At 57.1% G+C, this 25,101-nt stretch carries 20 protein-coding genes; 4 read left to right on the top strand and 16 right to left on the bottom strand.

All coding sequences use genetic code 11. The features are described from left to right. Positions 1–94: 94 nt before the first annotated feature. From V9K67_RS10845 to V9K67_RS10800, 10 genes are all read right to left on the bottom strand, one after another. A complete protein-coding gene (locus V9K67_RS10845) occupies positions 95–1,456 on the bottom strand; it encodes a TolC family protein (protein ID WP_336722278.1) in 1,362 nt (453 codons plus the stop codon). Then, complete coding sequence (locus V9K67_RS10840; RefSeq protein WP_336722276.1) at positions 1,446–2,075, bottom strand: TetR/AcrR family transcriptional regulator; 630 nt, start codon at positions 2,073–2,075, stop codon at positions 1,446–1,448. Before V9K67_RS10840 ends, V9K67_RS10845 begins: the two co-directional genes overlap by 11 nt. A 136-nt stretch (positions 2,076–2,211) precedes the next feature. Beyond that, the gene (locus V9K67_RS10835) at positions 2,212–2,985 is read right to left on the bottom strand and encodes a DUF3108 domain-containing protein (protein ID WP_336722274.1); all 774 of its coding nucleotides are present in this window, start codon (positions 2,983–2,985) and stop codon (positions 2,212–2,214) included. A 387-nt stretch (positions 2,986–3,372) separates the two neighbouring features. After that, entirely contained in the window at positions 3,373–6,678 is a 3,306-nt protein-coding gene (gene treS / locus V9K67_RS10830) for a maltose alpha-D-glucosyltransferase (RefSeq protein WP_336722272.1), read from the bottom strand. Positions 6,679–6,868: 190 nt separating this feature from the next. Then, entirely contained in the window at positions 6,869–7,756 is an 888-nt protein-coding gene (locus V9K67_RS10825; RefSeq protein WP_336722270.1) for a hypothetical protein, read from the bottom strand. Between the two features lie 5 nt (positions 7,757–7,761). Continuing rightward, entirely contained in the window at positions 7,762–9,030 is a 1,269-nt protein-coding gene (locus V9K67_RS10820) for an O-antigen ligase family protein (protein ID WP_336722268.1), read from the bottom strand. After that, positions 9,020–9,781 carry a WecB/TagA/CpsF family glycosyltransferase gene (locus V9K67_RS10815; RefSeq protein WP_336722266.1) on the bottom strand — a complete coding sequence of 254 codons (762 nt, stop codon included), beginning with the start codon at positions 9,779–9,781 and terminating at the stop codon, positions 9,020–9,022. Before V9K67_RS10815 ends, V9K67_RS10820 begins: the two co-directional genes overlap by 11 nt. Next, on the bottom strand, positions 9,778–10,956 hold the full coding sequence (locus tag V9K67_RS10810) for a glycosyltransferase family 4 protein (protein ID WP_336722264.1): 1,179 nt from the start codon (positions 10,954–10,956) through the stop codon (positions 9,778–9,780). The genes V9K67_RS10815 and V9K67_RS10810 overlap by 4 nt, the downstream gene beginning before the upstream one ends. Positions 10,957–11,006: 50 nt before the next feature. Continuing rightward, positions 11,007–12,062 carry a glycosyltransferase family 2 protein gene (locus tag V9K67_RS10805; protein ID WP_336722263.1) on the bottom strand — a complete coding sequence of 352 codons (1,056 nt, stop codon included), beginning with the start codon at positions 12,060–12,062 and terminating at the stop codon, positions 11,007–11,009. 24 nt (positions 12,063–12,086) lie between these two features. Next, positions 12,087–13,370, bottom strand: coding sequence for a flippase (locus tag V9K67_RS10800; RefSeq protein WP_336722262.1), 1,284 nt, complete (start codon positions 13,368–13,370; stop codon positions 12,087–12,089). A gap of 531 nt (positions 13,371–13,901) precedes the next feature. On the opposite strand from V9K67_RS10800, the gene V9K67_RS10795 reads away from it, so the two are divergent. Together V9K67_RS10795 and V9K67_RS10790 are read left to right on the top strand one after the other, a co-directional pair. Further along, positions 13,902–15,110: a hypothetical protein gene (locus V9K67_RS10795; protein WP_336722260.1), complete on the top strand. Its 1,209-nt coding sequence runs from the start codon at positions 13,902–13,904 to the stop codon at positions 15,108–15,110. A gap of 266 nt (positions 15,111–15,376) precedes the next feature. Continuing rightward, a complete protein-coding gene (locus V9K67_RS10790; RefSeq protein ID WP_336722258.1) occupies positions 15,377–16,180 on the top strand; it encodes a sugar transferase in 804 nt (267 codons plus the stop codon). A 121-nt stretch (positions 16,181–16,301) separates the two neighbouring features. On the opposite strand, the gene V9K67_RS10785 is transcribed toward V9K67_RS10790, so the two are convergent. The 3 genes from V9K67_RS10785 to V9K67_RS10775 all read right to left on the bottom strand — a co-directional run bounded on the left by V9K67_RS10785 (position 16,302) and on the right by V9K67_RS10775 (position 20,021). Continuing rightward, positions 16,302–17,063, bottom strand: a complete 762-nt coding sequence (locus V9K67_RS10785; RefSeq protein ID WP_414696768.1) for an SDR family NAD(P)-dependent oxidoreductase — start codon at positions 17,061–17,063, stop codon at positions 16,302–16,304. Between the two features lie 116 nt (positions 17,064–17,179). After that, positions 17,180–18,508, bottom strand: coding sequence for a xylose isomerase (gene xylA / locus V9K67_RS10780; protein ID WP_336722256.1), 1,329 nt, complete (start codon positions 18,506–18,508; stop codon positions 17,180–17,182). Between the two features lie 52 nt (positions 18,509–18,560). After that, positions 18,561–20,021, bottom strand: a complete 1,461-nt coding sequence (locus V9K67_RS10775) for a xylulokinase (protein ID WP_336722255.1) — start codon at positions 20,019–20,021, stop codon at positions 18,561–18,563. 277 nt (positions 20,022–20,298) lie between these two features. Between V9K67_RS10775 and V9K67_RS10770 the strand changes: the two genes are divergently transcribed. Continuing rightward, complete coding sequence (locus V9K67_RS10770) at positions 20,299–21,135, top strand: AraC family transcriptional regulator (RefSeq protein WP_336722253.1); 837 nt, start codon at positions 20,299–20,301, stop codon at positions 21,133–21,135. Between the two features lie 85 nt (positions 21,136–21,220). Then, positions 21,221–21,637: a nucleoside-diphosphate kinase gene (locus V9K67_RS10765; RefSeq protein ID WP_336722251.1), complete on the top strand. Its 417-nt coding sequence runs from the start codon at positions 21,221–21,223 to the stop codon at positions 21,635–21,637. Positions 21,638–21,698: 61 nt separating this feature from the next. On the opposite strand, the gene V9K67_RS10760 is transcribed toward V9K67_RS10765, so the two are convergent. From V9K67_RS10760 to V9K67_RS10750, 3 genes are all read right to left on the bottom strand, one after another. Beyond that, on the bottom strand, positions 21,699–22,586 hold the full coding sequence (locus V9K67_RS10760) for a bestrophin family protein (RefSeq protein WP_336722250.1): 888 nt from the start codon (positions 22,584–22,586) through the stop codon (positions 21,699–21,701). 59 nt (positions 22,587–22,645) lie between these two features. Next, positions 22,646–24,076 carry an MmgE/PrpD family protein gene (locus tag V9K67_RS10755; RefSeq protein WP_336722248.1) on the bottom strand — a complete coding sequence of 477 codons (1,431 nt, stop codon included), beginning with the start codon at positions 24,074–24,076 and terminating at the stop codon, positions 22,646–22,648. 110 nt (positions 24,077–24,186) lie between these two features. Further along, positions 24,187–25,101: a TraB/GumN family protein gene (locus V9K67_RS10750; RefSeq protein WP_336722246.1), complete on the bottom strand. Its 915-nt coding sequence runs from the start codon at positions 25,099–25,101 to the stop codon at positions 24,187–24,189.

Here is a 25,101-nt window from a genome sequence, read left to right as displayed (position 1 = left end):
TTATGAATATGATTGAACGGATGCGTAATGAGTGATGAGTAATGAATGGGACCTACCCAATTCCCAATGAACCAATGAACGAATTCCTGCTTGCCTATTGCTTATTGTCGATTAATCCCGCGGCCTGCAGCAGCTTCTGGTAGGCCACCGTGGCGTCGGAGGCGGCGAAAGCCTGGTTGAGCTTTGCCTGCAGTTGGGCCACATCGGCGTCGAGCAGGTCGGTGACGGTAGCCAGGCCGTTTTCGTGCTTGTTGCGGACGATCTTGTAGTTTTCAGCCGCATGGGCTACCGCTGTCGCATGCACTTCGATCTTTTTGCGGCTGAGCAGGTAATGCTGGTACGCCTGGTTTACCTGCAGGCGGATGGCATCGGTGAGCAGCTCTTCGCCGGCTTCCACCTGCTTTTCGCGGGCCCGGGCCTGCTGCACCTTCGCCGCATTCTTCCAGAGCGCGGAAATGCTGTACTGCACACCCACGCCCAGGTTCAGGGCATTGGTCACCACCAGGCCATGCGGCACGTCCAGGGCCACATAACCGCCGGTAAGGGCAATGCTGGGGTATTTTTCGCCTTCAGCGGCCTTGATGCCGGTATGGGCGGCTTTCTTGCGCAGGGCCACGGCCGAGAGGTCCTTGCGGTTCTGCAGGCCCAGCTGCTGGTATTCTTCCAGGGTCTTTACCGTGGCGGCCGACTGCAGACTGGCGGAATCGGGAACGATCTCGGTGCCGTCGGGCAGGCCCAGCATCAGGTCCATGTTGACGTTGGCCAGCTTCCAGTTGTTTTCCGCGTCCAGCAGCGCCAGCTCGGTATTGGAGGCCTGGAGCTCGGCTTTCAGATAGTCGTTGCGGGCCAGCAGGCCGTTTTTCTCCAGGCTGGCAAAATCCTTTACCCGCTGGCGGGCCTGGGCCAGGTTTTCCTTTACCAGGGCCACGGCTGCTTTTGCTTTATACAGGTTATTATAGGCGTCGATGGTATTCAGAATAATCTCTTCGCGGTCGCTGCCGGCATCCAGCCGGGCGGCCTGCTCGAGGTATTTGGCCGACTCGATGCCGTAGCGGATGCGCCCGCCGGCGTACAGGGGCAGGCTGGCATTGACCATGCCATAGGCCAGCTGTGAGATCCTGGCCGCATCATCGGAAGAAGAGCCGCCGCTGCCGCCACTGCTGCCGCTGCTGCTGTTGCCGGTCTTCAGCTTTACATCGACGTTGGGCGAGTTCAGCCGCATGTAGGAGGCCGAGGCGCTGGCGTCGGGCAGCTTCCGCTCCACCGCTTCCTTCAGGGCCGCCGTGGCTTCTTCAATGCGGGCCTGGCTGCCTTTCAGCTGCTTGCTGTTCCTGACCCCCAGCTCCACCGCTTCGTTCAGGGTCAAGCTCTTTTTTTCCTGTGCCCCGGCCGTAAGGGCGCTGCACAACAACACCAGCACGGCCAGCACTCCTGTTCCAGAGATTCTATGCTTCATAAACTACTATTGCTTTTACAAATTTTTTGAGGAAATCCAAAAGGTTTGCTTTCAACTGCCCGGTAAAGGCTTCGGGCGACAGCTCGCCCAGCTGGTGGAAGTTTTTATAAAACTCCTGGCCTACGATCGACTGTACGACGGTGCCGGTAATGGCATTCATCATCATGGGTACGTCGATGCCCGGCCGGAAGGCGCCCTGGTCCTGGCCGTGACGGATCAGCCGGTCGATGGCCTCGATGGTGCGCTGCTTGATGGAAGACACATGACAGCGTATCAGTTCCGACTTGTCGAGGAGCTGCTCGCTGAGCATGATCTTAAAAAACGACTGGCGGGAAAAAATCCGGTCCACATGGCTCTCGATCATGACGAACAGCTTTTCCTCCGGACTCAGCTGGTCGTTTTTGAGGAGGCTCTCGATCTGCAGCACCATCGTATTGGCCCGGTGCTCGAAGAGCGCCTGCATCAGCTTTTCCTTGGAGCCGAAATAGTACGAGATCATAGCAATGTTGATCCCCGCCGCTTCGGCTATGTCCCGGACCGAGGTGCCGTCAAAACCCTTGCAGGCGAAGAGCTTTTCCGCCGTGTTGAGGATCTGAACCTGCTTTTCACTATAACTCATAAATGGAATTGAGACGCAAAGTTAAACAAACGTTTGATTTTATCAAACGTTTGTTTAACTCGTTGGCAATTTCTTAACACTTACCAAAAGAAAAGGGAAGCCGAAGCTTCCCCATCCTATACAACCATGAAAAGATTTAGTTCACTTTGATCAGGGCACTGAGGGGATGTTTGAGGTTCTGGTACTTCATCATGTCCACCTTGACGCTGCCTACCGACAGGTCGCTTTCGATGCGCACCGGCACATGGTTGGGGTCGTCGCTGATCCAGACGGTCATCTGCTCGCCTCCCTGGAACACGTTGCCCTTCAGCAGCAGGGGCTTCAGCACGATGGTACGGAAGGTGCCGTACTTGGTGGAAATGGTTTGCTTGCCGGCATAGCGGATGTACATGCTGTACACCTCGTCGTCGAGGAACATGGAAAACGGGATCTTATCGCCTTCCTTGTATTGCGCGTAATTGATGTTGCGGGCAAAGTAGAGGCAGTTGATCACGTCCAGCACTTTTTCGGGCACTTTGAACACGCCCTTGGAGGTGACCGCGGTATTTTCCTTGGCGTTGAAATGCACTTCCTCGTGCTTTTTGTACTTGCCCTCGTTGACGTGGCGGATAAAGCGGACGGACTCCAGGTCATCGGTATTGAAAAAGCTTTCGTAGCGGTCCCGCACCTTGAAGATCCAGTCGTAGCGGGGATTGGTGGCGCCCTCTCCCACTACGTGGTACACGTCGCGGTTGTTGTACTTGGCCACCTGGGTGTGGAAGGAGGCGGTGCCGGCGTGGAGGTACATGCCGATGACGTTATAAAAAACGGAGAAGGTAATTTTTTCGCCCGCCTGGAAAGCCTGCTGCTGGGCATGGGCTCCCCCGAAAAGAGCGAGGAAGCATACCAGCAAAAATGTAAATTTTTTCATGTGCAAGTTGTTTGTGTTGATACGGTTCGCCGGGAACGACCCGGCACTGCCCGTAATAAACTCAATCGTCCGGCCTGGTGGCCCTGGTTGTTAAGGTATCGCAAAAACCTGGAATCCAGCCATTCTTTTGAGCCTGCCTTGAATATTTACTGGTTCTTTAACCAGGGCTTTCCTGAAAAGTTTAATGGCCGGGGCTGCCCGGAGGGTTACGGGTGGAAAGCATGGAACGAAGTACGCACATATTTCCGGGTAAAGGGGGGCAGAATAGCCGAAGCGGGCGATCCCGGGGGTTGACCGGGAGGGGAAAACGGCGAATGCCGCAGAGGTTGGAGGGAGAAAAAAGCAAAAAGGCGGGAAGCCCGGAGGTAGGGCTTCCCGCCTTTTTGGCTATTTAAGGACGCTTCGAATGATCCGCAGCGGGACGAGCACCATGTGGTGACGGTTGTTCAGCTCATAGTTCAGGTGTATGAGCGCTTTTTCCAGCAGGTTGGTCTGCAGCAGCACTTCCAGCTCGCCCCGGTCGCGGGGGATAAAGGAGCTGCCTTCCACGGTTTCGAGGTACGCCTTTACAAAGAAGCCGCTCATGTAGTGCGTCCACAGGCTCGCAAAGGGCAGCATAGCCTGCAGGTCGCCCTTCTGGATCTGGTTGTTCAGCAGGAAGCCTTCGAAGGCCGTATAGCCAAACGAGCAGATCATGGAGGCCACATCCTTCAGGGGCGAACGCTTCAGCCGCCGCTCGCTGTAGGTGCGGGCGGGGTCGCCGCTAAAATCCTGGATGGCCAGGTCCTTGCCGGTCAGCAGCACCTGCCCCAGGTGGTAGTTGCCATGAATACGGGTCTTGACCACGTCGAACTTTTTGGCATAAATCCGCTTGAGGATGGTTAGAAGCTCGGCCTTCCGCCCGGCCAGCGCTTCCACGTCCGGCTTGAACTCGTCGCCCATTTTTTTGAGGTTGCGGTTCAGGCTCTGGAAGGTTTCCCGCACCAGCGACTGCAGGGAGGCAAAAAGGGAGCGCTGGTAGTGCAGCGAAAACTCCTCGGGCTTGAAATCGCGGTGGGCGGTATCGGAGGCCAAAGCCAGGTGCATTTCGGCGGTGCGGATGCCCAGCAGCCGCGCCTGGTCGGCAGCCATGGGGCCTAAAAATTCCTTCTGGTTGTCGGGCAGCTCGTCGAAGCCCGCCGGGTTGACCAGGGTGCCTTTACGGTCGACGGGCAGGGTGGCCCGGTCGCGGGCCAGGATGCGCTCGATAAAATTATTGATCCGCTCGGTCATAAAGCTGCGGCAGTCGCCGTGGTTTTCCACCAGTTCCTGCATCATGCCCAGCACCACGGAATCCTTCGGTCCTTTCCATTCGATGTAGCCGGCGAAGGTGGGCGTATGGCGGAAGTTGGCGCCGTTGGCCAGGTAGCGGCTGATCTCCAGGTCGGGGTTGACCGCCCGGTCCACCTTGCGGTACAGTTTCAGGAAAAACTGGTTGTCGTAGGTGATGGAGGTATTGGCCGGGTCGGCGCTGATCAGGCGGGGCTTCACCTCGGCCTGCTTGCCGTGGTGCTGCACGTCCTTGTTGCCAAAGAATTCGATCTCGGTTTCGCCCACGGACAGGGCCTTGTGGTGCGCCATGCGCGAAAAGAGCAGCTGTTGCAGCTCGGTGGTGTAGAGGGCGTCGCAAAGCACGCCTTCCTGCTCCAGGGTGGCCAGGCCGGCGATGATAGACTGCGGGCAGGTGTCCATCAGCTTTTTGGCCGCGTCGCTGGTGGCAAAGGTCACCGGCAGCTGGTAGGTTTCGGGCAGGCCGCTTTCGTAATTGACTTCCAGCAGCAGCAGGTAGACGCTTTTTTCGGGCAGGGGCACTACCGCGCTGTGGCTGATGGCCACGCTGTAGATGTTGCGGTCCTTACCGGTAAACCATTTCGTTTTCTGCAGGTAGGAAGGCAGGATGCTGTTTTCCAGCTCGGTCCGCACCTCGCCGGTCAGCAGGGTGTCCCAGTGGTCGGCCTGCAGGCGGGGCAGGGTGCTGGCGTTCACCTCGGCCTGGCCTTTCTGCAGCAGGAACCATTGGAAGGAGTACGCCGCCAGGGTAAAGAAGTAAGGAGCGTCCTCGCGTACGGCCGGGAAGCGGTTGCGGCTGGACACCTCCACGGGGATGTGGCCCTTGAATTCCGACAGGTCGATCTCGGCGGGTTGGGGAAATTTCGAGAGATTGACGACGATCAGCAGGGTTTCGGCCTTGTAGGTGCGGGTAAAGGCCAGTATTTTGGGGTTGTCGACATTGAGGAACTTGATGTCGCCGCGGCTAAAGGCCTTGTAACGCCGGCGCATGGCGATGATGCGCTTCATGTACCAGAAGAGCGAGGAGGTATTGCGGCGCTGGGTTTCCACGTTCACCGACTCGTAGCTGTATTCGGGATCGAGGATCACCGGCAGGTACAGCCGCTGCGGGTTGGCATCGGAAAAGCCGGCATTGCGGTCGGGCGACCACTGCATGGGGGTGCGTACGCCGTCGCGGTCGCCGAGGTAGAAGTTGTCGCCCATGCCGATCTCGTCGCCGTAATAGATCACCGGGGTGCCGGGCAGGGCGAAGAGCAGGGAGTTCATCAGCTCGATCTTGCGGCGGTTGTTTTCCATCAGGGGGGCCAGGCGGTGGCGGATACCCAGGTTGATGCGGGCCTTGGGGTCCTTGGCGTACACCTTATACATATAGTCGCGCTCTTCGTCGGTGACCATTTCCAGGGTCAGCTCGTCGTGGTTGCGCAGGAACATGGCCCACTGGCATACCTCGGGGATGTCGGGGGTCTGGTCGAAAATGTCGGTGATCGGGTAGCGGTCTTCGCGCTGCAGGGCCATGAACATGCGGGGCATGACCGGGAAGTGGTAGTTCATGTGGCATTCGTCGCCATCGCCGAAGTAGGAAGCCGAATCCTCGGGCCACATGTTGGCTTCGGCCAGGAAGGCCACGCCGGGGTATTTTTCATCGATATGGGCCCGCAGCTTTTTGAGGAAGGCGTGGGTCTCGGGCAGGTTCTCGCCGTTGGTGCCCTCGCGCTCGTACAGGTAGGGCACGGCATCCAGGCGGAAGCCGTCCACGCCCATATCGCACCAGTAGTCGATGATTTTAAAAATCTCTTCCTGCACTTTGGGGTTGTCGTAGTTCAGGTCGGGCTGGTGGTAGAAAAAGCGGTGCCAGTAGTATTGCTGGGCCACCGGGTCCCAGGTCCAGTTGGACGCTTCGTAGTCGGTAAAGATGATGCGCACGTCCTTGTATTGGTTGGGATCATCGGTCCACACATAGTAGTCGCGTTCGGGCGAGCCTTTGCGGGCCGCGCGGGCCCGCTGGAACCAGGGGTGCTGGTCGGAGGTATGGTTGATGACCAGCTCGGTGATCACCTTGAGCTGGCGTTTGTGGGCTTCTTTCATCAACTGCTTGAACTGGCGGATGTTGCCGTACGAGGGGTTTATACTGTAGTAGTCGGCGATATCGTAGCCATCATCGCGCAGGGGCGAGGGGTAAAAGGGCAGCAGCCAGATGGCGGTCACGCCCAGGTCCTGCAGGTAGTCGAGCTTTTCCAGCAATCCCTGGAAGTCGCCAATACCGTCGTTGTTGCCGTCAAAAAAGGCCTTGATGTGCAATTCGTAGATAATGGCATCCTTGTACCAATGGAGCTTGTCGTCAAGAATAGTTTTGTTTTTTGCCATAGTTCTTCATTTCATCAATAATGCAATAAATGACCGGACAGAAAGGTGGCTAGGGGCAAGGAAAAGCAATAACCCTGCCCGTCTTTTTCAAGTTCACGGGTTGAGAAAGAACGTTGGAGAAATATCCCAAAAAAATACCCTGGCGCCAAAGGGGCACCAGGGTATTTCTCCGCATCGGCTTACCACCGGCCTACCGGCGGCCGATCAGCGGGGTAAGCACCAGGGCCGCCAGCAAGCCGGCCACCAGGGCATAGAAGAGGAAGGTATTGTAGGCGTAATAAGCTTCGGCCTTCGTAGCCATGAAGGGAACCACCACTTCAATATCATCCCGGAGGCTTAATTGCTCCTGCACCTCCAGCTGCTGCCGGAGGAAAGCCCTTTGCAGCTGGTACACCTGCACGAGGCTGGAGGGCCCGTTCCCCTGTAGCGCCGGGCCCGGGCTGCGGTAGGCGATCGGCTTTAGGCTGTCGAGGCTCCGGCTCCACCCTTCCAGGCCGCTTTTCAGGAACCCGAGCTTTTGCCGGCGGGCGGTTTTCAGCCGCCGGGCATACTCATTGTTTTCCAGCAGGCGCTGGATACCCGCCTGGATCTGCGGCAGGCGGGCGGGATGGCCGACGACCAGGTTTACCCGGAACAACAGGTCGAACGATTCGGCCGGCAGGCGGGCGGCGGTATCCGCGAGGGTTCCCTGCAAGGAGGCAATAGGTTCCGCCGAAGCCGAGGTGATGTCGGTCACGACGTCCACGGGTAGGTTCATTTGAGCGGCTACGAAGGGCGCATTGCTCTTCGGATCGAGCGGCCAGCCCAGGCTTTCCAGGATGCCGGTACACAGCTGCGGCGGCAACTGGTGCGTTAAAAACAGGGCGGTGGTCCGGTAGCGTTGAGGCAGCAAATACCGCAGGCTGTAACCGGCCAGCCCCGAAAGCACCAGGATGCCGACAAACAAAACGGCATTGCGCCACAGCCGGCGCAGGTACACGGCCAGCAAGCCGCGAACCACTTTCGCGCCGCGGACCAGGGTGTTAAAAACATACAGCAGATCTATCTCTTCCGAAGAGGGGTTACGTTGTGCTTCCATTCTATTTATATAAGAGCCTTGGAATTGCGGAAAAAGAGCAGGGCATTAAAAAAAGAATACCACATGACGCCCTTATGGAGTTCCAGCATGGACTCGGTGATGCAAAAAAAAGCAAAACAAAGCAGGTACAAGGTATAGAGTGTGTCTTTTTCCCTTATACCCACCAAAAGCGGCCACAGGATACAGGCCAGGAATACCAGCAACCCGGCAATGCCGCGGGTGAGGAATTCCTCCAGGTACTGGTTGTGTGCATTGTAGCTGTTGTAGCGCGATGCGAAATAGAATTTTCTCTTTTCGTAGGCGCGTTGCAGCGTATCCTGCAAATCACCCGTGCCAACGCCGGCGGCCCAGTGCTGCTCCAGCACATCCATGCTGCACTTCCATATGGTCAGGCGGATGGCCTTGCCCCCCCACCCGCGGCCCAGCGAGGCATCCTGGTCCAGCTGAATGGTATTTTCCTTGGAAAAATCCACCAGGTCATACCATTGCCGGCGAAAGGAGGGGTTGAAAAGAACGGCCGCCGTTACCACCAGGACAAACGATCCCAGGAACAGCAGGCGGGTGCCTATGCGGGGGATCAGGCGGAAGCCAAAGAACAGCAGCACGCCACCCAGGAAAATCAGGGTGTTGCGGTTGCCCAGTAACAAAAGAAACAGGAACAGAAAGGCTGCCGCCGCCATTTCGGCCGCAGGCACCGAGAGGCGGCCCTCCTGCCGGAAGCGTTCGAGATGGCGCACCAGGAGGTACAACAGCGACAACAGGCCGCACAGGCCCAGCACAAAGGGATGCATGTCCTTGACCACCACCAGCTCGTAGCCGTACAGCTGGTGGACCGACCCGGTGGTCACCCATACATACAGGCCGCTGGCCAGGCAAAAAAGGCAGCCGAGCAGCGTAGCGCCGATAAACGCCCCGAAAATGCGGCGGAAAACCCCGGCGGACAACCCCTCCGTGGTGCCGAACACCAGCGGAAAGACCAGGAAGGCCGACTTCAGTTGCAGCTTGAACAGGGCTTCCTTCATATTGGCCGAATACAGCACGCCCACCAGCACCATCACATACAGCAGGCAAAACAACAGGACGTAGCGGGCCCGGGGGGTGGAAAAATTCTTCCGGGCAAACAGCAGCCAGTAGGCCGCCAGCCCGATACTGAAAAGGGAATCCAGCAGGGGCCAGAAGATCAGCCCCACCACCAGCCCGATGCCAAAGATGCTGTACACCAGTTCCAGGTTGCGGTACCAGGCTTTAGGGGGAAAAGGGGCCTTATTTTCCATACACTTTTTTCTTTAAAAGCTGTTTGCCCAGCAGCCAGACAAAAAGCAGGTTGGTGACAAAATAGCGTTTAAACAGCCGCCGGGGTTCCTGCGCCAGGCGGAACACCCATTCCAGCCCGGCCTCCTGCATCCATTGCGGCGCCCGCTTCTGCAGGCCGGCCATGACGCTGAAGGCGCCGCCCACGCCCAGCAGCACGGCCTTGATCCGGCCGTGGTGCCGGTGCATCCAGCGCTCCTGCTTGGGACAGCCCAGGGCCACGAACACCACATGGGCCCCCGACTCGTTGATCTGCCGGATATAGTCCTCCTGCTCCGCGGAGGATAAGTCCCGGAAGGGCGGCGAAACCGCACCGGCAATTTCCACCCGGGGATAGTGGCGCCGGATCACCTGCTCCAGGGCCGCGAGCACCTTGGGGCTGCCTCCGTATAAAAAGATCCGGTAGCCGCCCGTATTCAGGAAGGCGATCAGCCGGGGCAGGAAGCCCATGCCGTCGATACGCTCCTGCACCTGGCCGTACAACAGGCGGCAGGCTTTCGCCAGCGGAAAGCCATCCGCCACCACCAGGCTGGCCCCGTTCACCTGGCGGGCAAACTCGGGGTCTTTATGCCCTTCAATGGTCATGTGCACATTGGCAAAGCACACATAGGACGGCGTATGGCTGCGGCCCCATGCCGCCACCTGTTCCAAGGCCCCGGCATAGCTGATCCTGCTGATGTGCAGGCCCAGAATATTCAATCGTTCTGTGTTCATGTTGCGGTTTTCTCCATTGCTTGGTGGTAAACGGCCATCAGAGAGCGGTAATGGCTATCGGGATGATAGTGTTCTTCGTAGGTGTGCCGCGCCTGCCGGTACCACCCGGGGTTGTCCGCGGCTTCGGCGGCAAACCGCAGCAGCACGGCTTTCATGTCCGCCACGTCGCCGGCGGTAAAATGAAAGCCGTTGTAGCCGTCGCGGACGATCTCGGCCATGGCGCCCAGCCGGGAAGCGATCACGGGCGTGCCGGCAGAAAAGGCCTCGATGATGGTAAACGGCAGCCCTTCGTACCAGACGGAGGGAAACACCAGCGCCCGGCACTGCTTCAATAATGCGGCTACTTGCGCCGGGGAGCAGCGGCCCTGAAAAGAAATGTTGGCGCAGGAGCCGTATTGCTGCTGCAAGCGCTCCAGCTCGGGACCGTCGCCGGCCAGCACCAGCCGGAGCCCCGGCAGGGACGAAAAACATTCCAGCAGGGCGTCCACGCCTTTTTCAGGGGAAATACGCCCGACAAACAAAAAGAAGTCACTCCGCGGAAAGGCCCCTGCCCCGCCGTCGGGAACGAAGTTGGGCACGACGGTCACCTGGCCCGGGGGCAAGCCGAGCGACGAATCCAGGATCTTCTGCCGGCCGAAGCCGGTAAGGGCGATATAGGTATGCACTTTGTCCTTCCAGGTTCCCAGCAGCTTATTCACCCCGGTGATGCCCGTGACCAGGGCCGATTCCAGGGCCGAGGAGCGGTAGCATTTGTAGCGGATGCCGGCCAGCGGAAAGGACTGGTGCACGCACCGTTCGCAAATCTTGCCGTCGCGCAGCAGCAGGGCATTGGCACAAATGAGCCGGTAGTTGTGCAGGGTGGCCACCACCGGGATGCGCAGCCGGTGCAGGGCAAAGAGCACCGAGGGCGACGCCACGAAAAACAGGTTGTGCACATGCGCCACGTCCGGGCGGAAGGTGGCGACGGCCTCCTCCACCTGGCGGGCGGAGTCGGTGTTGTAAAACGCCTGGACCAGGCCCTTTACCTTTTCGGCAGGCCCGGAAAAGGCGGGATTGCGGAAAACAAGGGTTTTCACCTGGTGCCCCTTTTGTTCCAGCAAAGCCGTTTCCAGCTCCAGGGCAACGTCCTCGCCTCCGCGCTGTTGATATGCGTTATGTATGAAAAGTATGTTCAAAATGTAATGAATCGGATCCCAAAGGTTATTCAATCAACTGCCGGCACGCGCTAGTCCCGGTAAAAGAAAATCGAAAAGAACAGCAGGACCAGGCGCGCCGTCCGCCCGGCAACTGCCCGCTTGCCGGCACGGCCTCGGAAGTAAAGCGGCAGCAGCTTCAGTCCCATGCTCCTGCAGGCGAGGCAACGCTCGAACCAGTTGGTTTCAATGGCTTTCTGCAGGCCGCGGCTGTCGAAAAGCTGCGCCTGTCGGTTCTTTTCCTCGATCGTCCGGTACCACTCCAGACTTTTCTGGAGGTAATCAACGCTGGGCCGGAAACCTTGCAGGTCGTTAAAAAACCCATTGTGCAGGAACAGGTTAGCGGGGCTGGGCTCAATGCCCAGCTGGCGCAGGTAGCGGCCCTGCACCTCGTTCACATCCCGCTCCCGCTCCTTGAAGCGTTGCGAGGAGGTGTTCCGGCGGTGCACCCGGTACTGCAGCACCGGCCGCGGATCAATCGCCACGGGACTGACGGCCGCTACGCGGCACAGGATATCGTAGTCGTCGCAGATGGCGAATTGCGGCTGGTAGCGGATGTCCCCCAGGTTCTTCTTGTTGTACATGAGGGTGGAGTGACAGAAAATGTTCTTAAAAAACATAAAGGGAAACACCTCGGTGCTGTCGGCGCCGGCATTGTTCAACTTCAGGATCCGCAGCAGCTTGCGCAGCGCGGGCTGGAAAATAGGCCGGCCCTCCTCGTCGATATAGTTGGGATAGGAAGCGGTAGCCAGCGCTGCGGGATGTTGCCGCAGGTACTGGTATTGCCGCTCCAGCCGGTCGGGATACGACAGGTCGTCATGGTCCTGGACGGCGATGTAATCGGTGGTGCACAGTTCGATCAGCCGGTTGTGCGTATAAGGAATGCCCCGGTTCTGCTCATTGACATAAATGCGGATACGCGGATCGTTCAGCCCCCGGATAAGGTCCAGCGTATTGTCGGAGGAACAGTCATCCACCACCACAATTTCAAAGTCCTGGAGGGTCTGGCTCCGGATCGCATGGAGCGTTTCCAGAATGTATTTGGAGGAATTATAGGTGGGAACAATGACAGAAACTAAAGGCATCATGAATGAAGACAGACGTTTTAGGAATTAGGAGAGAAATTTTCCGGAAAAAGCCGGGCGCACATGGGCATGAAGGTCGATGCCGTTTTTCCGGAGCTGCAGGTACGTCACCACCAGGACGACGACCTCCACGATGATGACGGAAACCGAAACGCCGTACATATGGAACCAGTACGCCAGGGGCACGGACAAGACCAGGCTGAACAGCCCGGTAACCCAGTAGATGCGGGCATACACTTTCTGAAACCCGAAAGGCAGCAGGCCGAGGATGCCGAACACATAGCTCAGGCCCACCAGCAGGGGCGTCACCGACAGGATCTGCAACACGGCCACCGAGGGGGCGTACTGCTCCAGGCCAAACACCAGGCGCACCACCGGGCCGGCAAACAGCAACAGGAACATCGAGGCCGCCAGGCCGGCGGCGCCCATCCACTTCAGGCAGGTCCATAGAAAAGCCACCGCCTTTTCCCGTGATTGCCGCAGGTATTCATTGATGCGCGGGTAGGCCGCATGCCCCAGGGTAAACACCAGCGATTGCACGCCTTTGACCAGCTTGTCCGCCGCCACAAAGTACCCCACCACCTGCGCATTGGCCACGATCCCCAGCAATACCGTATTGCTGGTGGTGTACAGGCTGATGGCGGCGGTGGAAATAAACAGGTACCACCCTTTCTGCAACGCCTCCTTCACCTCCGCCCAGGAAGGAACATACCAGTGCACGAGCCGGCGGCGGTAAAAGATCCAGGCACAAACCGCCAAACTCGCCAGCATGGAAACCAGGCACTGCGCCACCAGGGCAAACAGGTAATCCTCCCGGCTGCGGACCAGGAAAAAAACCAGCGCCAGCGAAACCATCTTGGGCAGGACCGAAAGCGGGATGATCAGTTCTGATTTTTCCAGGCCCTGGAAAAACCATACCGGTGTAAACAGGCTTTGAATGACCAGGGAAAAAGCAAGGAGGTACAGGAAGGCGTCCCGCTGAAGGGAAGGAACCACTGCCAGCAGCAGCAACAGCAACAGGAAGCAGCCGGCAGCAATCAGCACCTTGGAAAACGTGGTGGTCCAAAAGATCTTGTTCAATGCCGCGGGATCGTCGCGATGCACCGCCACTTCCTGGGTGGCGGACATGTTGAAGCCGTATTCGGTCACCAGCAGGAAATAATTGACCACCGCCTGAACAAAACTGATTTTACCAAAATTTTCCGGACCCAATACTCTTGTTAAATAAGGCACAATGATGAAGGGAAGAAGGTAATTTGCTTTTTGCAGCACCAAAAGTGAAAAAACGTTCTTTCTTAATTTCTTATCCATTATCTGTTTTTTCTAATCCATTATCTGCTTTCTGGTTTTTCAGGAATCCTGGAACCCCCTGCCGGAAACGGAAAAACGGCGGACAGCATCACTTTTCTTCATCGCTAAGGAACGAGGGGCTCAAAATGGTTAAGAAAGTAGATGTACCTTGACATTCAACGAAATACAATCGCAATGATTGCTTCAATCGGCCCTTATTACTGTACCTGGTCATCTGAAACGCCGCTGCAAATTTAGGGGTAGAAAATGAATACTCTTTAGCGAATTAGCTAAAGTTGTCCGGAGCAGGACCGCGGCCAAGCCACCCTTGAGAAAAAACCAGCCCCTATTTCTACATGACAATCAGTATATTATAAACCAAACCCTGCTGCAAAACCGGCAGACTCCGCCCCCTTTCCGACTTCCTGGCCGGAGCAGCGCCGCAGGAGCTGAGGCCAACATATTAAAATTTTAAATCAGGCAACTTTTGCTTTTTGACAGAATATAGTAACCTTTGCGCCATTCTTCATCAATGGCGCCGCCCGATCCCGTATGTATACCAAAAATGAGCATCTTTCCTACCCGGCTTCCTTCCCCGTGAAAAAGGGCCTTCTGGCCGGCCTGCTGTTCACGGTGGCGCTTTGCTATATCATTTCGCCACGGATCCTGGAAAAAGCACTGCTGCTGAACGAGTTGCTTTCCGTTGCGGGCCTGGGACTGCTGGCGTACCATTCCTTTAAAATAAAGAACACGGCCATTACCCTCGGGGTCCTCGGTTTTATTTGCCTGTGCCTGTTCCATGCCGTCACTTCGCTGTTCCGCATGGACTCGATCTATTTTTACCTGCGCAATTTGGTGATCTTTTACTCGGTGTTTGCTTATTTCGCGGGCTATTACCTTCACGAATACTTAACAAAATATATCAGCAGGATTTTTTTCTTTCTGTCGCTGTATATCCTGACGTTCCTGCTGATACCGGCACCTTCCCTATACGAACGCTTCGGCATGGCCGTGCTGTTCCCGGTGCTGCTGCTGAACCTGAAATCACGCTGGGTGCCTTACCTGCTGGTGCCCATCAACTTCATATATGCCGTCACCTACCAGTCGTCCACGGCCGGCGTTATCGGCATGTTTTACCTGTTCGTGCTGCTGGTGCCCGGCTACCGGTTTTTCAAGCAAACCATGCTGTGCGGCTTCGCCGCCTTCACCCTGCTGTTCATGTACCTCTCGCCGGCCCTGTCGGTCATGTACGATCTGACCATGCAGGACGACGTGATCCGCGCCGTAAGGGCGGCCCATCCCCTGCTGGACAAGGACCCCAATAACACCTGGCGGCTGATGCTCTGGCACCAGATCCTCGTCGATAAGTTTCCCATGAACCTTATCGGGATGGGATTCGGCACGCCCCTGTTGCAGTATTATCCCATCGAAGATATCAGCAAAGCAGCCTCCCTGCCCTACGTAGTGGGCGGCCACAACTCCTTTGTTTACCTGTACGGGCGGCTGGGGCTACTGGTCCTGGTGCCGCTGGCGCTGATTTACAGGGACGTTTTACGGGAATACTTTTACTACAAAAGGGTTTACCGGGCCAACCAGGGACAACTTTTGTTTTTCAGTTTTTTTGCCATCACCGTGGTGGCCGTCTTTAATCCCACCCTGGAGACGCCCATTTTCGCCGGCAGCTACTGGCTGATCCTGGGCCTGCTGGCAAAAACCATTGAGCAACGAAAAATAGCGGCCGCAGCCGTTTTTGCCGCTTAAAGAAGAAAAACGCTGCATTTTTTAGGAGTTGATTAATCTTTTTGCCCGTCGGCCGTCTAACGAAGGCATGGATTTTGAAAAAAAATAAATCCAAAAAAATATGAAGCCGGGTGCAACGTTTCCAAAATCAGGATTGTCAACCACCCGAACAGCTTGATATCAGTTTTCGAAAAATATCATTTGTTTGTTTTCTGAAACAGGATTAAATGGTCTTTCTTTGCAGAATTTTTCCCGAAAGACCCTACTACAGGCTCTAAACTTTTATAATGTATTATCACAACGCAGACAATTTACCGCTTACGAACGAAAAGTTCCGGATGACCCTGAAAAGTTTTTCGCGGAACAACCGAATGTACCTGGGATCCAAACGCGTATTTGATATAGTGGTTTCGCTGCTGGTCATTCTTTTTCTGCTTTCCTGGCTGATTCCCGTGCTGGCCCTGCTGATCCGGCTGGATTCGAAAGGCCCGGTATTTTTCATCCAAAAACGCGTGGGCGCCGGCGGCAAGCTGTTCAACTGCCTGAAACTGAGGAGCATGGTTACCAACGCGCATGCCAATACCAAGCAGGCGCAGAAGAATGATCCCCGCATTACGGCCCTGGGCAGCTTCCTGCGCAAGGCCTGCCTAGACGAACTGCCCCAGTTCTTCAACGTATTCATGGGCGACATGAGCATCGTTGGTCCCCGCCCCCACATGATCCAGGATTGCAACGACTTCACGCAGCTGGTACCCCAATACAATTCCCGCCACCTGGTAAAACCCGGTATCACCGGCATCGCCCAGATCAAAGGCTGCCGGGGCGAAACCAAAAGCATTTACGACGTGATGCATCGTTACCAGTGGGATATGTTTTATATCCGCAACATCAATTTTTTCCTGGATCTCAAAATCATCTACAAAACTTTTCTCCAGACCGTATCGGACACCATGAAGCAGGAGGAAGAGAAAAAGGCCATCACCACGAAAACCACGGTGGTCACCAAGGAAAAAACCAGGTCCGACTTCCAGGACCACCTGGTGGAAGTGCTGGTTCCGGATTTTAAAGCAAGTGCCTACCTGCGCAAATAGGCAGCTTTACAGAAAGCCGGGATAGAAATTCTAAAAAAAAGGCCCTTCGGTTCACCAGGAACCGAAGGGCCTTTTTTTAGGAACGCCTTCTTGCGGTCCGATAAGTTATCAAAAAAATTCCCTAATTATTCAGCTTGATAAAGCCGCCATCGATGGGATAATCGCAGCCGGTGATAAAGGAAGCTTCATCGGAGCAAAGGTACAGCACCAGGTGGGCGATCTCTTCGGGCTTGGCCATGCGGCCGATGGGTTGGGTACGGGAAAGCTGCACGAACATTTCGTCCTCCCTGCCGGGATAATTCTTTTTCAAAAAGCCGTCCACGAACGGCGTATGCACGCGGGCCGGGGAAATGCAGTTGCAGCGGATGCCTTCGGCGATATAGTCGCGGGCCACCGAAAGGGTCATGGCGGCCACGGCGCCCTTGCTCATGGAGTAGGCAAAACGGTCGGGCAGTCCCACGTTGTTGGCAATGGAGGCCAGGTTCAGGATGGCGCCTCCCTTTTCCTTCATCAGCGGCAGGGCGGCGTACAGGCAGTTGTACACGCCTTTTACGTTTACCTGGAACACCCGGTCAAAGTCTTCCTCCGGGGTGGTTTCGGCTTTGCCGATATGCGAGATGCCGGCGCTGTTCACCAGGATATCCAGGGCGCCGATGCGCTGGAAAACCGTCTGCACCACCGACTGCTGCACCAGGTTGGCGATGTGCACCGATACGATGCCGCCGCCTTCCTTGATTTCCTGCGCCGTTTCGTCCAGGGCCTCTTCGTTGATATCGATCAGGTGCACCTGCGCTTTCTGCCGGGCGAATAACAACGCCACGGCCTTGCCGATGCCGCTGCCGGCGCCGGTAATAACTGCGATTTTATTTTGGAGACTGAACATCATGTATAGCGGTTTATAGTCATCAAACTTACTGCATTGTCGCATAAAAAAAGTCTTTCCTCCCCGGAGGGAGGAAAGACCTTTCCTTATAACAACTACGGATGAATGTCTATCGACTAGATGAAGCGGTTGATGATGTTCTCCAGGTACTCCTGGCGACCGCTGCGCGCTTCGGGTTCGCCGTTTTCGATGGCGTAGGCACGCAGGTCTTCCAGCCGCAGCTTGCCGGCAGCGAATTCCTGGCCTTTGCCGCTGTCGAAGGAGCTGTAGCGCTCCTGGCGGAACTTTTTGTAATCCGACTTTTGCAGGATGTTGTCGGCCGTGATCAGGGCGCGGGCAAAGGTGTCCATGCCGCCGATGTGGGCGTAGAACAGGTCGAGGTGGTCGGTGGAGTTCCGGCGGATCTTGGCGTCGAAGTTCACGCCGCCGCCCTGCAGGCCGCCGGCTTCCAGGAAGATCAGCATGGCTTCGGTGATCTCATTGAGGTTGTTGGGGAACTGGTCGGTATCCCAGCCGTTCTGGTAGTCACCGCGGTTGGCATCCAGGGAACCCAGCATGCCGGCGTCGGCAGCCACCTGCAGCTCGTGCTGGAAGGTGTGGCCGGCCAGGGTGGCGTGGTTCACTTCGATGTTGATCTTAAAATCGTTCTGCAGGCCGTGCTGGTTCAGGAAGCCGATCACGGTTTCGCAGTCGAAGTCGTACTGGTGCTTGGAAGGCTCGGCCGGCTTGGGCTCGATAAAGAAGTTGCCTTTAAAGCCTTGCTGGCGGGCATAGTCCTTGGCCATATGCAGGAAGCGGGCGAAATGCTCTTTCTCGCGCTTCATGTTGGTGTTCAGCAGGCTCATGTAGCCTTCGCGGCCACCCCAGAACACGTAGTTCTCACCGCCCAGGGCGATGGTGGCGTCCAGTGCCGCCTTCACCTGTGCGCCGCCATGGGCCAGCACCAGGAAGTCGGGGTTGGTGGAAGCGCCGTTCATGTAGCGGCGGTGCGAGAACAGGTTGGCGGTGCCCCACAGCAGCTTCACGCCGCTGTCCTGTTGCTTTTGCTTGGCATACTCCACCAGGGCTGCCAGGCGCTTATCGTTCTCATTTACGTTGTTGGTATAATCCACCACGTCCACGTCGTGGAAACAGTAGTAGGGCAGGTTCAGCTTGGTGAGGAACTCAAAGGCCGCATCCATCTTGTCCTTGGCACGCTGCACGGGGTCTGCGTTCTCGTTCCAGGGATGGATATGGGTGGGACCGCCGAAGGGATCGGTGCCATCGCCCACGAAGGAGTGCCAGTAAGCACCGGAAAACTTGAAATGCTCCTTCAGCGTTTTGCCGGCCACTACCCGGTTCTCGTCGTACCAGCGGAACGCCAGCGGGTTGTCGCTTTCGGGACCTTCATACTTGATCTGTCCAATACCTTTGAAATATTCTTTCGCTCCTAATAAAACTGACATAGTAGGTTTTATTTAATTGTTTTTTGTTGATTGTTTGGGGGGACGGGAACTCTTATTTTATCAATTGCTTCCACTCTTCGTACACCTGGTTGTAGGCGTCGGTTTGGGTGGGTTCGATCAGTTGCAGCGGCTTGATGTTCCGAAAAGCCTCCTGCTCGTTTTTGAAAGCTTTGGCGCCGATGCCCGCACCGATGGCGGCACCTACGCTGCCGTCGCAGGGGTACAGCTCCACGGGTACGCCGGTGGCATTGACGAAGGCCTCGGCAAATACGGGGCTCAGGAACAGGTTGGCCTTGCCGGCACGGATCACGCGGGGGTTCATGCCGTTCTCGCGCATGATGTCGAGGCCGTAGCGGAAGGCGAAGGCGATGCCCTCCTGGGCGGCCCGGAACAGGTGGGCGCGGGTATGCACGTTGAAGTCGAGGCCGTGCACCTGGGCACCCAGGATCCGGTTGTTCAGCATGCGCTCGGCGCCGTTGCCGAAGGGCAGGATGCGCAGGCCGTTGCTGCCGACCGGCACCGAAGCGGCTTCCTGGTTGATCTGGCCGTAAGGGATGCCGGGGGCCACCGTGTCGCGTACCCAGCGGTTGAGGATGCCGGTGCCGTTGATGCACAGCAGCACGCCCAGGCGCTTGTCGCTGCCGGTATAGTTGACGTGGGCAAAGGTGTTCACGCGGGATTCCTTATCGAAGGTCAGCTGGTCGCTGACGCCGTAGATCACGCCCGAGGTGCCGGCGGTGGCGGCTACCTCGCCGGGCTGCAGCACGTTCAGCGAAAGGGCATTGTTGGGCTGGTCGCCGGCCTTGTAGGTCACGGGGATGCCTTCGGTCAGGCCCAGCAGGTCGGCGACCTCCTTCTTTAAACGCCCGTGGTCGGCAAACACGTTGCTTACCAGCGGGATCAGGGAGGGGGAAAAGTCGAAATGCTGTAATACGTCTTTGGAAACGCTGTCTTTTTTAAAGTCCCAGAAAATGCCTTCCGACAGGGCCGAGGCGCTGGTGGTGACCTCGCCGGTCAGCTTCATGGCGATGTAGTCGCCGGGCAGCATCACCTTGTCGATTTGCTGGTACACCTGGGGCTCCGCCTCTTTTACCCAGGCCAGCTTGGCGGCGGTAAAGTTGCCGGGCGAGTTGAGCAGGGTAGACAGGCAGGTATCGCAACCGATGGCCTGGAAGGCTTTTTCGCCGTAGGGCACGGCGCGGCTGTCGCACCAGATGATGGAGTCGCGCAGCACGTTCTGGTCCTTGTCCACCACCACCAGGCCGTGCATCTGGTAGGCGATGCCGATGGCGCCGATGTCTTTGGTGTTTACGGACGTACCGACGCGCCGGATGGCCTGCTGCACGTGGTCCCACCACATGCCGGGAGCCTGCTCGGCCCAGCCGGGCTGCAGCGATTTGATCTCACTTTCCGAGTCGGGATATTGTGCCGATGCCAGGCACTGTTGGCTTTGGGCATCTACTACCGATACTTTAATGGAAGAAGTACCTACATCTATTCCTAGTAATAACATGTTCGGCAAGCGGTTTTTAGAAGTTTGTGGTTTGTAGCTGGTTGTTTGTGGTTGCCTTGAGCGCGGAAGCTTCGGAATAAATAAGCAAAACTCCCATAATAACTCCTGTTCCTGCTTCTACGCCCAATTACCAACCACAAACCACGAACTACAAACTTTTAAAGTGGTTGCAAATTAGATTTCCCCCCACAATTGCAATGCTACTTTCTTAATCAATTCTTATACGATTTTAATAAACTACAGGCTATACTTTAAAATTATTCCTTAATATCGTATCATGAAACCCCTGGTTGAGAAATTACCGCTGACGGAAAACACCTCCTACGTGGCCCGCACCCACCGCACGCCTTATTTCGAGGTGCCCTGGCACCAGCACCTCGAATACGAGCTGATCCTGTTTACCGAAGGCGCCGGCCTGAGCTTTATCGGCAACTACGTAGGCGCCTTCGAGGTGGGCGACATCTTCTTCCTGGGGTCCAACGTGCCCCACACCTTTCAGAAAAGCCACGAGGACCTGGTGACGAGCGCCGTGGTGGTGCACTTCCGCGACGACTTCTGGGGCCGCGACCTGCTGTCGCTGCCCGAGAGCAAGGGGGTGCGGCGCCTGCTGGAAACCTCGGCCCAGGGCCTGAAGATCTCGGGCGCCACCCGCGAACAGCTGAACCCGCTGATCCGCTCGCTGGAAACCGAACAGGGCTTCTGGCGTCTCGTGCGCCTGTGTGAATGCCTGGCACTGCTGGCCGGCACCCGCGAATACGAGACCGTGTCCACCCAGGAGATCCGGGCGCTGAACTACCGCGACCAGGAACGGATCGACGCCATCTTTCAATATACCATGGACAACTTCCGCGAGCCCATCCAGCTGCCGGTGATCGCCGGCATCGCGGGCATGACCGTTCCGGCCTTTTGCAACTACTTTAAAAAGCGCACCAAGAAAACCTATATCGACTTTGTCAACGAGATCCGCATCGGCTACGCCTGCAAACAACTGCTGTCCACCCAGATGAACGTGCTGGACATCTGCTACGAGTCGGGCTTCAACAGCATCGCCAACTTCAACCGCCAGTTCCTGAAAATAAAAGGCATGACACCCTCGGCTTTCCGGAAAGTTTAGAAAATGGGCAATCAGCAACAGGCAATGAGCAAATTTGGAACTTTCACCTACTTTTGCGCCGTAAAAAGCAAAAAGCAAAAGCACAATGAGCAACAGAACATTCACCATGATTAAGCCTGACGCCATGAAGAACGGTCATGCAGGCGCTATCCTCGACAAGATCATCAAAGCCGGCTTCCGCATCGTGGCCCTGAAACAAACCAGGCTGTCCTCCGACCGGGCCGGTGAATTTTACGCCGTGCACAAAGCCCGCCCCTTCTACGGCGAGCTGGTTGACTTCATGAGCAGCGGGCTGATCATTGCCGCTATTTTGGAGAAAGACAATGCCGTAGCCGACTTCCGCACCCTGATCGGCGCCACCGACCCGGCCAAAGCCGACGAAGGCACCATCCGCAAGCTGTTCGCCACCTCCCTGGGTGAGAACGCCGTACACGGCAGCGACAGCGACGAGAACGCGAAGATCGAAGGCGACTTCTTCTTCTCCGGCCTCGAACAATATTAATCGCCGGGATCACACATAGAAAAAAACGGAAGCGGACAACCGCTTCCGTTTTTTTATGCCGTTACAACACGTAAAAACCTTCGGACTGCAGGGGCCGGGGCACCTCCTGCTCTCCCAGCAGTTGCCGGATATTGATCTCGATGGTGGTAGCGATAGCGGTTACGGGCACGTCGCTGGGACGCCCCCGGAAGGGATCCTGCAGGTGGTAGGCGGTTTTCTCCAGCAGGAAAAACACCGAGGAAATCAGCAGCAACAGGGGGATCTCAAAAAGGGGCTGCACATTGCGCAGGGCAACGCTCAGTACGATCACGAACAGGTAAATGGCATAGTGCAGAAACAGGCGGTAGGTAACCGGGAAAACCGTTGAATTGATCCGCTCGGCCTTTCCCATCGCATCCACCAGGCGGACCAGGGTATTGTCCAGCTGCACCTGGGCAAACACATCGAGGCCGGGACCGTTCTTCAGCTCCCTGAGCTCCGCTGCATTCAGTTGAACGATGGCCAGTGGCTTGTTGGCGTGTTTGGCAATCACCTCCAGCTCCTCCCTGTCCAGGTAACGTTCCAGCCGGGCCATGGGATCGGTTCCCCGCAGCGACTGCCCCAGAGCATGGCACCAGGCGATTTGCCGGTAGGCCATACGCCGGGTGGCTGTTCCCCCGCCTACAAAAGTCTGCAGTTGCAGCACCAGGCTGCGCGAGTCATTGACAATAGCGCCCCACACCTTACGGGCCTCCCACCACCGGTCGTACGACTGGCTCATTTTAAAGGACAGCAGCACCGATATGCCCGTACCCAGGAAGGTGGGCACGCTGATGGGCATTTCGGGGATCACCGCATCGAAAACATCCGATAAATAATTAAAGACCAACCCCACCGCCAGGATAAACAATAAATCGGTCTGAATTTTTTTAAAGACATAGCTGAAGGGAACTTTCTTGCCGATAATCATAAGTACTTTCTTTTGGATACAACTGCCTGCCTGTACGCTCCTGCCCTCCTGCCCACCGTTTACCTGTTTGCTTCCGGCGCCGGGACAGCGGCCAGGAGGCCGGTCAACTCCCGGATCTCCTTGTGCTCCAGGTCGGCGATCACATCAATGATCCGCTGCTGGTGGTCACTGTCCAAAAACGGGGCCGATAAATTCCGGAAGCGGCCGGCCACTTCCTCCCAGGAAAAGGGCCGGGTAAAAAAGCCGGGATAATCTTCTTTCTCCTCCGTTATTTCCCGGCCATTCCGGAAGCGGATCGTCACCTTGCCCAGCAGGGCCTCGGGGTACGACTCGGTAAACGTATCGAGCAGGCCGGCTATTTTGGAGGGATGGTGCAGCAGCGAGGCGGTATGCACCGTTACCTTTTTTAATAGTCCCTGCACATCGGGACGGTTGATGCGTTCGGGCAGAAATTGGCCGGGCCCGGCCTCCCCGTCGATCAGGGCGACGGCCAGCACGTAGGGAATGCTGAACCGGGCCTGTTCGGGGGTAAATACTTCCTTGCGGTTACCGAAGTCGCCGCCGCCCGCCAGGTGGTAGGCCGTCAAATAGGTCCGGACATCGATGGTATCGATCTCCTCCACGGCAGTGCCCAGCCCGCCGCGCAGCGCCAGCACGGCTTCCACCAGCGACTGGAGGTGTACATCGGCCCCGTATTTTTTCAGAAAGCACCGGCCCACCAGCTCAAAATGGTCCTTTTCCCAGTGATACTTCAGCTCGCGGCCAAACAGTTCCTTCAGCCCCATGGGCCCTTCAAACACCTGCTGCGGGCCGGTCACCCCTTCTTTGGCCAGGAACACCAGGTTCATGCAGCCGAGTGCCACCAGTGAAGCGGACAGTCCTTCCCACTCATTGGTGTAGGAGGCGGTGCTGATCCCCAGCGTGTTGAAGGAGGCCGCCGCCATTCCCAGGGCATGGGCGGTTTGTTCGGGGGTCAGGGACAGCAGCCTGCCCAGGGCGGCGGTCAGGGATACCGCCAGGTAGAGGGCGTCGTCGTAGCCCCGGTCCGGCGCCGGCAGCTCCGTGGCCAGGCGGCATTCCACCTCGTAGGCCACGGCCAGGGCTGTGAGGAATTGGCGGCCGCCGGCCCCGGACAGGTGGGCGGCCGCCAGCAGGGCGCCGGCATTGTCGGAGGGCTGGCAGGAAGCGCCTTTTGCCAGGAAATCGTCCCCCGAACCGCTATACCCCAGGAGGGCCGTGTACCATTGGGCGGCCCGGTCGGGGGCGGTAGCACCCAGCAGCGGCACGGTGCAGGGACCGCCTTCGGAAAAGGCCCTGATCTGCCCCGCCAGCCGGTGCACGGAAGGCGTCCGCAGGGAAGCAAAGAGCGAGCCGGCGGCATACAGCAGGTGCTTTTTCAGCTGCCGGGTGACGTCCCCGGGCAGGGCGTCATAGCCGGCCTGCAGGGCGAAATGAGCGATCTGTAAGGTCTGTGGGAAGTTCTGGCTCATAAAAAGGTTTTAAGGAATGCGTTCATTGGGATATTGGGCCGTGATGATCCGACTGTCCCTTTATTCCTAATATCCCAATTACCTAATATCCCAATATCCCCGTTCAACCATTAGATCTCCTTGATCTTCTTGCGGATCATGTTGTTTTCCACGGGTTCCACCTTGTAGCCGGCTTTGCGGAGAAGGTTGATGATGCCCCGGTCGCCGGGCAGGTGGCCGGCGCCCACCGCGATCAGGGTAGCCGCTTCGGGCAGCAGCTGTTCCAGCTTTTTCACCCAGTTGGCGTTGCGGTTGTACAGCAGCAGGTCGGTAAAATGCTCCGAACCGATCTCCTCCACCTTGACCAGGGCTTCCAGCTTGTCCAGCTGCTGGTTGCGGTAGGCCAGCACCATTTCGTCGTACTCTTTGGTGGCTTTGCCTTCATGGCCGCTTTCGAAGCCGTCGATATAGGAAAGTAATTCCCTGGCCTGTACGGTATAAGGGATGCTGTCGAATATGCTGAGCTGGTACGACATGCTTTCCAGTCCCTTGATCTTCTTGTGGGATTTTTTCGCCTGTTGCATGATCAGTTGTTCCATGGCCACCGGCCGTTCGCATTCAAAAGAGCTCTGCATGAGGGTGGAAGCCGCCAGCATCGGCTTGTAGGTTTCCAGCACGGCAAAGGGCACCAGGCTGCCTTTTTTATCGAAAAAGGTCCGCACCCGGTCGTAATCGGCCGGCGTCAGCAGGTCGGCCAGGGTGGTATCCCCCCGCATTTTCATTTTGCCCACCGCCTGCAGCATTTCAAAAATGTTGTCCATGTCCAGCTCCAGGTACACCCGCTCGCTTTGCCGGATGGCGTTCACCAGGCTGTCGCTGAGCTCGAGGTCATCGGCACAAACCAGGTGGATGGTGCCGAAGAGGTAGGATGGCTGCGCCAGGTTCTTCCCGCTGATGCGCCACAGCAAGGTATTGTTGGCCGGGGTTTGCGCAAAGACCGACCCGAAGGCTACGAGCAGCAACAGGCCGAAAAGGATTTTTTTCAT

The organism is Huijunlia imazamoxiresistens, assembly GCF_037132455.1.
In the GTDB taxonomy this organism is placed as follows: Bacteria; Bacteroidota; Bacteroidia; order Chitinophagales; family Chitinophagaceae; genus Flavisolibacter; species Flavisolibacter imazamoxiresistens.
The sequence above is the reverse complement of the archived record's forward strand: the minus strand, read 5'-3'. Positions and strand labels throughout refer to the sequence as shown.